Here is a 14,449-nt window from a genome sequence, read left to right on the forward strand (position 1 = left end):
GCGCCGCAGTCCATCAGCACGACCGCCTCGCGTCCGGCGATGTATCCTTCGGCGGTGACAGCGGAGCGAATGCGGATTTCCGCATTCTCGCGGCAGAGGCAGGTTGCCATCTCTTCCTGCCGGGTGTTTTCCAGGACCACCGTGCGCCCGGTCATCCGCGCCAGAAGTGCCGTGATCGGCTCGATGGACGCATCGAATTTCAGGCCGAACCCGCCTCCGACAGGCGGCACGGTGACCCGCACACGCCCGGGCGCAAGCTGCATGACCCTTCCGGTGACGTTGCGAACTGTCCAAGGCACCTGCGTCGAGGTCTGGATGTGAGCACGGCCGTCCTCCCAGGAGCCGATGGCAACGCGCGGTTCGAAAGGCACATGGCTCTGCCGGCCGACGGTGAAGCTGCTCTCGACAATGCGTATGTCGGGACGGGCGAAGGCCGCATCGACGTCGCCGCGGCTGGATTTTGCCTCCCATGCGATGTTGCCGGCACGTGCGCCGCCCTCGGTGATCACCTCATAGCCGCGCCAGCCCTCGTGGACGAGACGGGCGGCGGGCTGGAGTGCCTCGGCCATGGTGGACACCGGTACCAGCGGCTCGACCTCAAGCATGATGGCGGCAAGCGCCGCCCGCGCCTGCTTCTCCGTTTCGGCGGCAACGACGGCGATCGGCTCGCCGTGATAGCGGATGGTGTCGATGGCCAGGAGCGGATGGTCGGCAATGCCGATGCCGTAGAGGCCTGGCGCGTCGGCGCCGGTCGCCACCGCGCGCACGCCAGGACAGCGAAGTGCCGCCGAAAGGTCGAGCTTGCGGATACGCCCCGCGGAAACGGTCGACCGCAGCAGCACGGCATGCAACATGTCGGGGCGAACCCGGTCGTTGGTGTATTTCGTCCGCCCGCGCAGCTTGTCCTGCGCATCGCGGCGGGGAAGATTCATCACGGTGGCGGACAGCTCAGACATGGAGGCCTCCCACCGACTGGCCAGCCTTCCGCGCTTGGTCAAGGCAGTCGGCCACGGTGTCGACGATCCGCTCATATCCGGTGCAGCGGCAGATGTTGCCGACCATCGCGGCCTTGATGTCGGGACGGCTCGCATGCGGATTGTCACGCACGAACGCCGAAAGGCTCATAACCATTCCTGGAAAACACATGCCGCATTGCACGGCATCGGCGGCCTCTAGATTGGCCTGGAGCGGATGCAGCGCCTGGTTTCCGGAGCTCAATCCCTCGATGGTCGTGACCGCGCACCCCTGGACCAGGCCAATCGGCTTCAGGCAGGACGGCACCGCTTCGTCGTCGACATGCACCGTGCAGGCGCCGCAGAAGCCTTCGCGGCACACGGCTTTGGTCCCCGTCAGGAATCGTTCCCGCCGCAAGATGTCGACGAGCGGCGTCATCGGATCGCCGTGAAAGCTGCAGTCCTCGCCATTCAGCTGGAATGTCACAACCATGCCAGGCCCTCGGTCTTGAGAAGTGCGGCAACACCGCGCTTGACCAGCGGCGGAAGAACCTGGCGCCGGTACCAACCCTCCGCTTCCCTGCCGTCGCGGCCCTGAAAATCATTGTGCTCTAGTGCAAGCCCGGCAGCGCGCTCCGGATCGAGCGCGGAGGCCTGGCTTGCCCTCATCGCCTGTTCGAGCGCCGTCCAGCGCCGCGCTACCGGCTCCACCGAGCCGACGGCGATGCGACATCGTTTGTCCTTGTCCACCGCAAGCGAGACGACGGCGACCGGATAGTCGCCAGCCTTCCGAAGCGGCAGGCGGATATGCGCGCTTGCGACAAGGTCGCGGCGCAGATGAATTCTCGTCACAATCGCCTCTGCCAGCAGCGCATGCCTGTCTTTGAGGAAATCCGAAATACCGATGAGTTTTGGGCCTTCGAACGTCTCCAGCTCCACCGTCGCCTCACAGACGAGAAGCGCAGGGGCGAGATCGGCGGCGGCAAAGTCGAGGGCACAAAGGTTACCGCCCACGGTGGCGACCCTTCGGATACCGGGATTGGCCGCGTTCTCCGCCGCGTCAACCAGACCTTCGAAGCCCGCTGCCCCATGCAATGCGCGGCCAAGGACTGCGTGGGTAACAGCTGCGCCGATCACGACATGGTCCGAGTCGATTTCGACCTTGGACAAGGCCGGTATTCGGTCGAGTGCGACCACCGCGTCGGGAAGGTCGACCCCGCGTTGGGGATCACGCATCATCCAGGTGCCGCCTGCAAGCACCACCGCGCCCTGCCGGCGTGCTGCCATTGCCTCTTCAAGTGTGCTGGCCGCGGTGAACGATCGTCCCACGCCTGGTGCCATCTGTCATACCCCTCGGAGCAGCCAACCTTCGCGGCGCTGCGACATTGTTGCTCCAGCTTTAGGTTCCTGTGAAATAGTAATTCTTTGAATATGGTATCGAAAAAACAGATAACTCTGGCATCCCGCGAGCGCCCGCAAGATTGCGGCGCGCTCGCTGGCGCTCAGACCCAGTGGGTGACGGTCCGTTTCTCAAAACTCTCCCGGAACTGGGCGGTGGTTTTGGGAAGTAGTTCGCCGGTCTCCCAGTCGAGGATCACGGCATAGTGCCGAACCGCATCGAGCGTATCGATCTCGCCGGAGCGGTATTTGCGCGCGACCTCCTCGGGATCCATGCGTGCCCAGCCCTTCCGTTTCGCCCGGATGTCGGTACGGCAGGCTTCGGTCGCCGTCTCGTCGATTTCGTACTGGCACAGGTCGCGGTCGATTTCGCGGATCACCACACCGTAGTCAGTCCTGGCACGCTCCAGGGAAACGTAGTCGTCGATCACGTCCTCCATCACCTTGCGGGGCTCGCGCTGCAGTGGATCGCCGAAACCACCGCCGCCGGCCGTCGGACGAGCGAACTGGTCGCCTGTGTGGACGGAGTAATCGGAGAATACGGAGCCGAGCCAGATCTCGGTCTCTTCTCCGGCGCGCTTCATGGTCAAGCCGTGGGGCATCGACGGCAGGCCTCCTTCGACACCCCAGACGACAGCACGCTCGCGGTCGCAAATATAGGACATGACGGCATTTTCAGCCTCAAGCAGCAATGAGGTCTTCTGCACGCCGACGCCGCCCCGCCACTTGCCGGGCCCGGCTGAATCCTGCTTGATCTGGAACTCGAGCGTCCGAGTGGGATTGACCCGCTCGTTGCCTTCGTTCGGCTGCGACATCAGCCCGGTTCCGAAGCAGGCGGTGGTGACATCGGCACCATCCTTGCCGTTGCGCCCGCCCCAGCCGCCAGGCAGCCATTCGTAGAACATGAAGATCGGCTTTTCGGGTTTGCGCGCATCCCGTCCCCCGGCCAGCAGATATTCGAGGTTGAAGGCGCAGGCGATAGCGCGTTCGGGCATGATCTTCGACCACATCTCGAAGATCGCGTTCATGATCTTTTCAAACGGCATCAGGAACCCGGTCACCGCCACCGGCCATTCCGCGCTGACGATGCTGTTCTTCGGCGCGGTCACCTCGATCATCCGGTAAAACCCGCTGTTGAGCGGGAGGTCCGGAAAGAAGGTTTTCATGCCGGCGACCACGGCCGAGAAGGTCGCGCCCGGTGCGGAATTATACATCGAGGCAATGGTCGAGTGGCTTCCCGTAAAATCGTAGTGGATCGTGTCGCCCTTGATCGTCATCTTGATGCGGATCGGGATCATGCCCTCGCCGGCACCGAGATCCCGGTCGATGTAGTCGACCGTCTCCCAGGTGCCGTCGGGCAGCTCCGCCAGACGCTTTCGCACGGCACGTTCGACGTAGTCCTGAACCTCCTCCATACCGCGCATGACCTGGCCGCGCCCGTACTTCTTGACCAGCCGCAGCAGTTCGCGCTCGGCCGCCTGCGTCGCTTGCGCCTGGGAATGGATGTCGCCAATGATCGATGCGGGATCGCGCGTGTTGGCCGCGATCATGTTGGCAACATCGGAGCAGAAGCGGCCGCGCTGGAAAAGGCGCAGCGGCGTTATCCGCAGCCCTTCGCGGAACATGTCGCGGGCGGTGACGTCGAAGGAGCCCGGCACCGAGCCGCCGAGATCCGACCAGTGTCCGTTCGACTGGGAGAAGCCGATCAGTTTGTCTTCATCGAAGATCGGCCGGACGAGCCGAACGTCGCTGAAATGCGTACCGCCGGCATAAGGATCGTTGATTGCGTAGACATCGCCGGGTGCCATATCGCCTTCGAAGACCCGGATCACTTCCTTACACGTGTTGTGCAGTGTGCCGACATGGACCGCGATGTCGTAGTTGCCCTGGGCGACGGAGTTGCCATCGGCGTCGTGCAGGGCGTTCGAAAAGTCTCGGTTGTAGATGACGAAGGAATAGCAGGTGCGAAGCATCTGTTCGGCCATCTGGTCGACGGTGGTGATGAAGGAGTTCTTCAGCACCTCGAACGTTACCGGATCGAGGCCAGGGCCCGTTTCAATCAGCTTTGTCATGTCTCAGCCTTTCGTCACGATGAGAATGTTCAGGAAGCCATCGACGGTCGCGCTCATTCCCGGCGGAACCACGGTGGTGGAATCGAACTGTTCGACGATGGCGGGTCCCGCAAAGGCAGCGCCGGCGCTGAGTTGGTCGCGTTCATAGACAGCCGCATCATGAGATACGCCGTCGAACCAGACGCCGCGGCGGCCGAGCGGCTCGGGCACATGAGGCAAGACTTCGTGTCGCGGTATCTCGGCTTTCGGGACGATGCCGATCGCCTTGACCGCGATGCGGAAGATCGACACCGGCGCCTCTTCGCGGCGGTAGTTGAACTCGCGTTCGTGTTCGTTGTGGAATGCCTCGATCAGCGGGCAGATGCTCTCGATCCGCGCCGGGGCTGACACCGCGAGCGAGCGCCATTGGCCCTGGTACATCATCTCGACCGTGCGCTGCAGCGCCATGTCTTCCTGCGCCACGCCCTCATGGCCCAGACGCTCAACCGCCTGTTTTTCCATCAGAACAAAGGCTGCCTGCATCTCGGCGGGCGAGACAGTCGAAGCATCGGCCATGAAGCTTTCGGAGAAATCGTGCTGCACGTCGACGAGAAGGCAACCGAGCGCGGAGGTAACGCCGGGATTGGGCGGTACGATCACGGTTGGAATCGAAAGCTCCTTGGCCACCGCCGCTCCGTGCAAAGCGCCAGCACCGCCGAATGCGACCAGCGCAAAGTCGCGCGGGTCGTAGCCTCGGCTGATGGAGAGAAGCCGGACGGCATTGCCCATATTGGCGTTGGCGACGGCGATGATCGCCTCGGCCGCCTGGTGGAGTTCCATGCCGAAGGGTTCCGCTACCGTCTCCTGAACCGCCTCGGCGGCCAGAGCGGGGTCGAGCGTGATCTTGCCGCCCGCAAGGCTGGTGCCGAGACGGCCGAGCACCACATTGGCATCGGTGTTGGTGGCAATGAGGTTGCCATTCTTGTAGCAGGCCGGACCTGGAAAGGCGCCAGCGGACTGCGGCCCGTTGCGCAAGCTGCCGCCCTCGTCCTGCCATGCCAACGACCCGCCGCCCGCACCGATGGTCAATACCTCGATGGAGGGGAAGCGGATCGGATATCCGAATTCGATGTACCAGTCCTTTGTGATGCGCGACTCCCCGTTCCAGGCCAGCGAGACGTCGGTGCTGGTGCCGCCCATGTCGAAGCCGATCGAGTTCGGGTAGCCACAGAGATTTCCGATGAAGCGGCTTGCGATGGCGCCGGCGGCGATGCCGGATCCCGCGAGCCGGGCTGAGAAATCCTTGACGCTCGCGGGCGTCATGACCCCGCCACCGCTGTGCAGCAACAGGAGATCTCGCTTGTATCCGGCGTCGGCAAGCTTTTCTCCGAGACGCGACACGTAGTCGACGACGACCGGGGCGCAGACGGCGTTCGCCATGGTGGTGGAAAAACGTTCGTGCTCGAAGATTTCCGGCATCACCTCCGAGGAGATCGAGACCGGCAGATCCGGCATTGCCTCCTTCAGGATCTCACGCATGCGGCGCTCGTTGGCGCCGTTCACATAGGAGTTCATGAAGCAGACGGCGATGGACTTGACCTGCCGTTTCTTGAGAATCTCCGCGACACGGCGCGCGGCCTCTTCGTCCAACGCTTCCAGGATCGTGCCCTCGGCACTGACCCGTTCCCGGACGGTCAGCCGGTCGCGGCGCGGGATATAGGGCTTGGCGACATCTTTGTAGGTGTCCCAGAGATCTTCCTTGTTGGCGCGACGGATCTCTACAACGTCACGAAAACCCTCGCTGCAGACCATTGCGGTGCGCGGCAGACGGCGGGTGATCAGCGCATTGGTGGCGACCGTCGTACCATGAGAGAACATCGTTACCTCCGAAAGATCGATGCGCCCCTGCTCCACGCCATTCATGATGGCCTGCATGGGATCGTCAGGCGTGGAGGCGGTTTTTTCGATGCGGATCGCTCCGCTGTCTTCGTCCATGATGCAGATGTCGGTGAAAGTCCCTCCGACATCGACGGCAACTCTGATTCGGCTCATGACAGTTCCTTCGCAAGGTCTTGCGGGCAAAGCCCCGCCTTCGTCGCCCCTTGCCGGGGAGACGTTGCATGAATGGTGGAATTGGCCCGGATTTCGTCGGGACTAGTGGCGCTCTCGCGAGGCCGAAGAGCCGCCCGCCCGGTTCGCTGCTTCGCGACGGGTATCCGTCGGTGCGCAGCCGAACCGCGTCCGGTAGTGCTTGCAGAACTGGGACTGGTCGGCGAAGCCCCAGCGGTAAGCGATCTCGGCTACGCTGCTGATGTTGGTCACCGACATCAGCTCCTCGGCGCAAAGTTCAAGCCGGGCGTCGCGGATGAAGCCGTTGATCGACTGGTTGCTGTCCTGAAAAAGGACCTGCAGGTAACGCAGGGAGATGCCGCAGGCATCAGCCACCGCCTGCGGGCCGAGGTCGGAATTCTTCAGATTGTCGCGAATATACTGCTCGGCACGATGCAAATGGCCGGCCCGGATCGACGAGATGCTGCTGTCCAGCACGCGATCGTCGCTCACGATCGACAGGCACAGCATTTCCAGGATGTGCCTGCCCATCATCTCACGAGCGACTTCAGTGATCTCATCGAGATGACCGATCGTGGTTCGCACCGTGTCGAGGAAGAGCGCGGCGATGCCTTGGGTCGCGTCGAAACTGAGCGCACTGAGCCGTTCGGCGGATCCGATCCGTGCCCGAACGCTCGATGATGGTACCTTGAGGACCCACAGCGCGTTTGGCTTGCCGTGCCAGAATTCGTAAGGCGCATCTCCCCGCTCGACGAGAAAGCCCCCCGGCCTGCAATTGACGGTTCTCGACCCTTGCGAGAAATTCACCTCCGACATCTCCGGGATCGTGATGAGCAGGCTGGCGTCACGCTCGTTGAGGAAGTGGCGGCGGTGGCGACGATAGCTTACGGCATCGCAGCGCATTTTAGACACGCTGACGAGCCCAAGCGAGAAGGTTTCCAGCGTGCCTGAAAATTCGCGACGGTTCCGATACTCGGTGTCGAGCGGAAAATAGGCTTCGGTAACAGCGGCTTGCCAGGCATCACCGCCTGCGGGACCGCCGATCGTATCGACGACGTATTTCATTCCCCGACCTTTCTGGTTGACCCGGTTGTCCCGGTGTTGTTCCGAAGATTACAGGAATTCACCGGCGCGTATTGGTCAAAAACGAATAAACTTATGTGGTCGGTTGGCCCAGGACCGGAGCTCGCGACGGTTGCAGTTGTCGTCACGATCAGTGTGCAGCTGATCAAACCAGCCTTGGCGCGCAAACCGCCAGCCGACTTGGAACCATGCATTCTTTTCGCACACTCATTCAGGAAAAGTTGTCGGCTTCCAGATGTGGGCGGAAATGATGTCCTGCAGTTCCGTGCGTACGGAAGAGTGGCAGCAGCGTGTAGCGGCGGAAAGCGACAATGTCCGCCTCGTCCTCAATCGAGAGCACCCTCGATCTCGGTTCCTTCGGACCAGTCGATAGATCGGCGACCGAAGCTCGCCTCTTCCACTTCGCAACCGTCTTCCGGTTGATCCCGTAGCGCTTGGCCAGCCCCTCAGGTTCTCTTGACTATGCTGTATCGCTCGACGGACCGCCTCTGTCGTTTTGGCGCTCCCATGCAGAACTTGGCCCATAGCGCATCCTTTCATTCGGGAGACAAGGATGCTCCATAAAGCCCGGGATCAAACATCTAGGATCATCAGATCCAGCACCAAAGAAACAGAGGGGCTGTCGGCAGGGAACATGCAGACCATGAGCGACTGGTTGTCGGCTTGTCTCCGACTGCTCTGCGTCAGAATCACCTCAAAAGCGAAGTCGCTTGGCTAATCCGTCATTTCTGGCGAAAGGCGGAGTGGAACGACACAACCAGCGGGCCCAGAATGTAGTCGAGCGCGGTGCGTTCCTCGGTGACGATCATGACTGACGCTGGCATGCCCGGATAAAGCGCAATCTGTGGGGCTGCTGCCAATTCCACCGGATCGACCGCTACGTCGGCAAGATAGTAGGGAAACCCGGTCTTGCTGTCGGTAATGCGATCCGCCGAAATGCGGGAGACGCGGCCATGAATTATGGGTATTGAGCGCTGCTTGTAGGATGTGAAACGAACTTCGGCAGCCATATCGGGTCGCAGGTTCGATATGTCCTCGACGCGAATCTGGGCCTGGACGATCAGCGAATTTTCGGTCGGCACGATATCGAGGATGGTCTGGCCCGGCGAAACGATCGCGCCTATCGAGAAGACGCTGAGATCCATCACCTGGCCGTCATACGGCGCGCGCACCTCGGCTCGGTCCATGGCAGCCTGGGCGGCAAACATCTTGGGCACGAGGTCGGAAAGGCTCGATTGCGTATCGATCAGCATGGCCGACAGCTTGGCTCGGCGCTCATTTGTCAATTGTGCGATCTGGCTTTCGAGTTCGGCTTTGCTCTGTTGGCTGCCGCCGATCGCGCCGAGGTTCTCATCGATCAGGCCCTGCAGATCCGAGGCGGATCTTTCCAGCTCCAGGATGCGTGGGCGGGTCGTCAATCCGGCCTTGAGCAGCTTCGACAGGCTGGCCTTCTCGTTGATCGTCGATTGCAACTGGGCATGGTAAGATTCGACCCGAGACTGCTTGCCCTGGATCTGCTCCTCGAGTTCGGCAATGCGCCGCTCGAGGATCTGCCTGGCGCCGGCCATCGAGGCGCGTTGGCTTTCCAGATCGGCGATCTGGTTTGCCATTGCATCCCTAAGGTAGTCTTCGTGCTCTTTGAGAATGTCCTTGGGAAAGGCAACAACCTCGCTGCCGTCCAGTTCGGCTCGGATCCTGGCATCGGTTGCGCGCAACAGCGCATATTGCTGGGCATAAAGATTGAACTCGGACCGAATCCTGGTGTCGTCCAGCTTCAGCATTATGTCGCCCTTCCTGACGACGTCGCCATCCTTGACGCGGATCTCCTTCACCGTACCGCCGTCGAAGTGCTGTACGCTTTTGCGATTGCCATCCACCTTGACGATGGCGTCGGCAAGCACGGCGCCGTTCAGCGGGGCAAAGGCCGCCCAGCCGCCAAAGATGCCAAAGAAAGCAACGATGATCAGCAGACCTATATAGGCCGGCACCCGGATCGAATCCGGGGCCAGAATACCGGCGTCGCCAGGCAGGCTCCGGTAGGTAAGCGCGCCGTCGCTCATCGCTCTCTCCAAACACGGCTCATTGCGTTGCCACCGCCATTGGCGCCGCGCGCTGGTTGAGGAGCGCCACGATCTCGTTTCTCATGCCAAAGGCCTCGACGGCGCCATCGCGCAACAGGAGGATCTTGTCGACATTCGCCAGGGTCGAGGGCCGGTGAGAGACGATGATCACCGTACTGCCGCGGCGCTTGAGTTCGATCGCGCAGTCGCTCAGCGCGCGGTCGCCATCGGCATCGAGATTGGAGCTGGGCTCGTCGAGAATGATCAGGTTCGGAGTTCCGAACACTGCGCGGGCAAGAGCAATCCGTTGGCGATATCCTCCTGACAGCACTGCGCCGCCTTCGCCGATCTGCGTCTCATAGCCTTGCGGCAGGCGGATGATCATCTCATGCACGCCGGCGAGCCGCGCGGCCTCGATGACCTCCTGGTCGACATTGGTCTTGAAGCGGCCGATGTTGGCGGCGACGGTATCGGAGAAGAGTTCGATATCCTGCGGCAGATAGCCGATGTGGTCGCCGAGCGCGTCGTGTCCCCATTGCGACAGGTCGGCGCCGTCCAGCCTGACGGTACCACGGCTGGGTTGCATGACGCCCGCGAGATGACGCGCCAGCGTCGACTTGCCGGCGCCGGAAGGGCCGACGATTCCCAGCGTCTCGCCTGCTTCCAGCCGGAACGATACGTCCCGCAGAAGCACTTTCTGCTGGCTTGCAATTGCAAAGCTGACCTGCTCAACCGAAATCTTGCCGGTGGGCTTGGGCAGGTTGAACGATCTTTCGCTCTGCGCGCCCCCGTCGACCAGCTTCTCGACCCTTGCCAACGCCGCCCGCCCCAGGATCAGGCTGCGCCAAAGGCCGACGATCTGCTCGACCGGCTGTAGCCCCCGGCCCAGCAAGAGGCTCGCGGCGAACATGGTGCCGCCGGTGATCTGCCGTTCGATCACCAGATAGGCGCCGAGGCCGAGGATCAGCGACTGCATGGTGAGCCGCAGGAAACGGATCAGACCCGACATCAGTGCGGCGCGATCGCTTGCCTCCGCCTGGCGCCGCAGCGCCAAATTGCGGTCGCGTCCCCAGCGGCGGATGAGGCCGTCGATCATCCCCATGGCGCGAACGACTTCGGCGTTTCTGAGGCTCATCTCGGTGAAATTATAGTTGGTCGTCGCCAGGTCGTTGGCCTGCTTCAGCGGCGAACGCACGATATATTCGTTTAGCACCGCCATGGCGACCAGAAGCAGCGAGCAGCCCAGCGCGAAGAAGCCGAGCCAGGGATGCAGCAGGAAGATGATGCCGATGTAGATGGGCGACCATGGCAGGTCGAACAAAGCGTGGATGCCGCTGCCGGTGATGACCTGCCTGAACGTGTCGAAGTCTCGGATGGGCTGGCTCGGCGACGAGCCGGGCGATGGGGTCTCGACCGACGCGGCCAGGACTTTTGCCGACAGCAGCCGGTCGAGCCGCGCACTGGCACGCGTCAGGATGGAGGCGCGCACCAGGTCGAGGCCGGCCAGCGAAAGAAAGGCCGCCAGCAACACCAGGGTCAGCATCACCAGCGTGGTTTCGCTGCCGCTGGTAACGACCCTGTCGTAGATCTGCAGCATGTAGAGTGGGGACGCGAGATAGAGCAGATTGATGGCCAGGCTGAACGCCGCCGCTACCAGGAAATAGCGGCGGCAGGCCCGAAGCGCATCCTTCACAATTCGAGATTTGCTATCCACGTCCAGAACCCCACTCGATACGCATCAGGCCAGGTGGGCCGCCGCTGGCGGCGGCCTTTTGGTTCACACCACGAAGTCGCTTGAAATTGCTCCATTGCCAACGCCCGTCAGCGTGAATTCCGCCGGATTGTACGAAACGGCGGTATGGCCTTGGCCGTCATCGGCAAGCTTGAAGCCGTTCGCATCGTAGCTGCCGACCAGATGCAGCGCGGTACCGTGGGTGCCGTCCGAAACGGTCAGCGTTCCGCCGCTGCCATCCTGGTTTGCCTGGTAGACGGCCGTCGTTCCCGCGCCGAACAGGATGTCCTCGAGCTCAAGCCTGTCGTCATTGGTGATGCCGCCGATCCGCCCGCTGAAATCGAAGGAATCGTCGAGCTGCAGCGTGCCGGCCGCATCGTGCGCGAAGGTGACATCCGTCGACGAGGCGCTGCCGAACTCAAGCTTCGACAGGTTGCCGATCGTGGCATCGCCGTCGCCGGTGACCTGGCCATGGATGACTATGTCGCCGCCATTGGCCAACAGCATGCCGGAATTCGCCAGCCCGCCGGTGATCGTCAGTCCACCTGAACCGGTCGCCTCCAATGTTCCGGAGTTGGTGACGACGCTGCCCCCCGTATCGATGACCAGCGCATTCGCGCCGGAGGCGATAATGGTGCCCTGGTTGTCGAGGCTCAGCATCCCGCCGCCCAACTGGCCGGCGCCCGATATCGTGTTGTCGACATTGACCAGAGTGACGTCCGGCCCCGTGCCGGAGATCACGTTGGCGGCGCTGTCGGACAACAGTATCTGCCCGCCGCCCTGCAGGGTCACGCCATGCTGGATGATTTGCAGCAGCGTTTCACCGCCGGTCGAGTCCAGCGAGATGAGGCCGCTATTGTTGATCATGCCGCTCAGCGGCAGCAAGGCGCCGTCGCCGATCGTCATGGTGCCGGCATTGTTGACCACCGGCGTCTGGTCGAAGACGAAATTGCCTGCCGTCAGCGCGCCCGAGTGCACGCCATCCAGCGTGATCGACTGCCCATCGCCCAGCGTGATCACCGCGTTGCCGTGGGCATCGTCGGCGATATGGGTCTGCAGGTCGGCAAAGTCCGCCAGTCCGTTGTAGCCGATAAGGTCGATCTGGTCGGCCGCGGCGTCGAAATTGTGCACCGTGTCGGCACCGATCGGCTGCGAGAAGACGAAGAGGTCGTTGCCGCTGGACCCGGTCAGGTAGTCGTTTCCAGACAAAGCAAAGATGGGCGAACCCTTGGCATAGATTTCCACGTTGTCCGCGATGGTCATGGTCCCGGTGGTCCCGTCCTCGTTACTCCAGGTCCCGGTCACGTTGAGCACGTGTGCACCGGTATAGGTGACCGGCGTCGTGACGGTCAGGGCGGAAACATTCGTGGTTGTTGCGGTCCAAGAGCCGTCCGCGTTGCGGGTGCCCCCATCGATCGTCCATCCGTCGGGGACGTCACTAATCGTGAGCGTAATCGCGCCATCGTGGCCGGCTGGATCGGTAAGTCCCAAGTTCACAGCCTCTCCGGCAATGCCGGCGGGCGCTGTGACACCGATGGATTGGACAATGGTACTGCTGCCTGTCGTAGCGACCACAAAGAAGGTGTGGGCTCCGGTGTTGTTGCCCAGGTTGGTCTTAGCCCCGCTCCAGGTGCCATCGCCATTCAGCGTCACGGCAACTGCGTGGGTCGGATTGTCGACGTCCCAGTACGCGCGTATCGTCACACCGGTATTATAGTGCCCGGAAAGAGTGAAATTGCCGCTTTGCCCGTTTTCCTTCGTCGCTGCGTCAAAGGTAAAGCCCTCGAATACCGTGTCGTTGCCTCCGGAGCCTGTGTTCAGAGCTGCATCCGTATAGCTTCCCGAGCTCACTGAAACGGTCGCGTTTCCGACAAAAGTCGAAGATGCGGTGAACGTTGCGACATAGGTTTTGCCGGTTGGATCTGTGGCGTCTATGGTCGGCCCGCTGGTGATCGAGCCGCTGCCTGACGTCACAATGATGTCGGCCGCCGTGAAACCGGTAGGGACTTCGCTGAAGACAAACTTTACCTGTGATGTCCCGCCTGCCGGCAGGTCTGGGGCGATGATGTCGACCGAAACGGTCGGCGCCTTGGTATCGTAGGCCTGGGTGGCATTGACAGTGCCGGTCCCCGAATTGCCCGCCGTATCGGTGATGCCAACCTGGTTCACTGTTACACTGATCGTGCCGGCATCGACGTTGGCCGTCGGGGTCACGGTCAGGTTATATACGTTGCTGGTGCCGACTTGCGTCAGCGCACCGACCGTGCCGCCCGTTACCGTCACGTCCGCAATGGTCAGCGTGCTGCCAACGCTCTCGCTGGTGGTGAAGGTGTAGAGGACACTGCCACCGGCAATGTTGGCCGTCGCCGCCGGCTCGTCGTCGGTGATGATAACCGTCGGCGCCTTGGTGTCGTAAGCTTGCGTCGCCTGGATCGCCACCGTGTTGCCGTTGCTGGCTGCATCGTTGGCCGCGCCTGCCGCCACATCTACGGTGATGATACCGGCCTGCGTATTCGCGGTTGGGATCACATCCAAGGTGTAAACCGTGCTGCTCACCGCGGTGAACGTACCCTTGGTACCGCCTCCCACAACGATATCTGATGTAACAAATCCGGTGACAGGCTCGCTGAAGGTGAAGGTGTAGAGGACATTGCCACCGGCAATGTTGGCCGTCGCCGCCGGCTCGTCGTCGGTAATCGTCACGGTCGGCGCAGTTGCGTCGATGATCTGCGCCGTCGCCGTGCCGGTGCCGACCACCAGGTGTTCAAAGTTGCCGCCCAAGGTGCCGGTGATGGTCGCGGACAGGCTTGATGCGTTGGGGGTTGCGATCACCAGTGTGCCAACGGTCTGGCCGTTAGCGATGGTGATGTCGCCATGGTCGGTGTGGACCGTGGTGACGCCTTGCGAGGCGTTGCTCAACGTCGCCGTGAAGGTGACGTTGGTATCGTGATCCGTAACGTTCGACGTGCTGAGATTCACCGTCGCGTCGGTGGTGGTGTCGGTGACGTTGGCCGTCGCCGTGCCGGTGCCGATCACCAGGTGCTCGAAGTTGCCGCCCGCGGTGGCGGTGATGTTGGCGGTCAGGCTCGATGCGTCGTTGTA

9 protein-coding genes and 1 pseudogene are annotated in these 14,449 nt (G+C 62.2%); all 10 read right to left on the reverse strand.

Annotated features, from left to right (window positions below):
- Positions 1-956 (reverse strand): molybdopterin cofactor-binding domain-containing protein (locus tag ENZ75_RS05230; protein ID WP_164887734.1); only part of this gene is annotated, 956 nt, incomplete at its 3' end.
- The gene (locus ENZ75_RS05235; RefSeq protein WP_063167465.1) at positions 949-1,446 is read right to left on the reverse strand and encodes a (2Fe-2S)-binding protein; all 498 of its coding nucleotides are present in this window, start codon (positions 1,444-1,446) and stop codon (positions 949-951) included. The genes ENZ75_RS05235 and ENZ75_RS05230, both read right to left, overlap by 8 nt.
- Entirely contained in the window at positions 1,437-2,294 is an 858-nt protein-coding gene (locus tag ENZ75_RS05240; RefSeq protein ID WP_063167464.1) for an FAD binding domain-containing protein, read from the reverse strand. Before ENZ75_RS05240 ends, ENZ75_RS05235 begins: the two co-directional genes overlap by 10 nt.
- A 161-nt stretch (positions 2,295-2,455) precedes the next feature.
- Positions 2,456-4,423 carry a hydantoinase B/oxoprolinase family protein gene (locus ENZ75_RS05245; protein WP_063167463.1) on the reverse strand — a complete coding sequence of 656 codons (1,968 nt, stop codon included), beginning with the start codon at positions 4,421-4,423 and terminating at the stop codon, positions 2,456-2,458.
- Between the two features lie 3 nt (positions 4,424-4,426).
- Entirely contained in the window at positions 4,427-6,454 is a 2,028-nt protein-coding gene (locus tag ENZ75_RS05250; RefSeq protein ID WP_063167462.1) for a hydantoinase/oxoprolinase family protein, read from the reverse strand.
- Positions 6,455-6,556: 102 nt separating this feature from the next.
- Positions 6,557-7,537, reverse strand: coding sequence for a helix-turn-helix domain-containing protein (locus ENZ75_RS05255; protein ID WP_013533169.1), 981 nt, complete (start codon positions 7,535-7,537; stop codon positions 6,557-6,559).
- Between the two features lie 298 nt (positions 7,538-7,835).
- Positions 7,836-8,080: pseudogene (locus tag ENZ75_RS05260) on the reverse strand (helix-turn-helix domain-containing protein); the annotation flags it as partial.
- A 197-nt stretch (positions 8,081-8,277) separates the two neighbouring features.
- Entirely contained in the window at positions 8,278-9,615 is a 1,338-nt protein-coding gene (locus ENZ75_RS05265) for an HlyD family type I secretion periplasmic adaptor subunit (protein WP_063167461.1), read from the reverse strand.
- 19 nt (positions 9,616-9,634) lie between these two features.
- On the reverse strand, positions 9,635-11,329 hold the full coding sequence (locus ENZ75_RS05270; RefSeq protein ID WP_013533172.1) for a type I secretion system permease/ATPase: 1,695 nt from the start codon (positions 11,327-11,329) through the stop codon (positions 9,635-9,637).
- 63 nt (positions 11,330-11,392) lie between these two features.
- Positions 11,393-14,449 (reverse strand): Ig-like domain-containing protein (locus ENZ75_RS34255; protein ID WP_164887735.1); only part of this gene is annotated, 3,057 nt, incomplete at its 5' end.

The organism is Mesorhizobium sp. M7A.F.Ca.CA.002.04.1.1, assembly GCF_004022805.1.
GTDB lineage: Bacteria > Pseudomonadota > Alphaproteobacteria > Rhizobiales > Rhizobiaceae > Mesorhizobium > Mesorhizobium ciceri.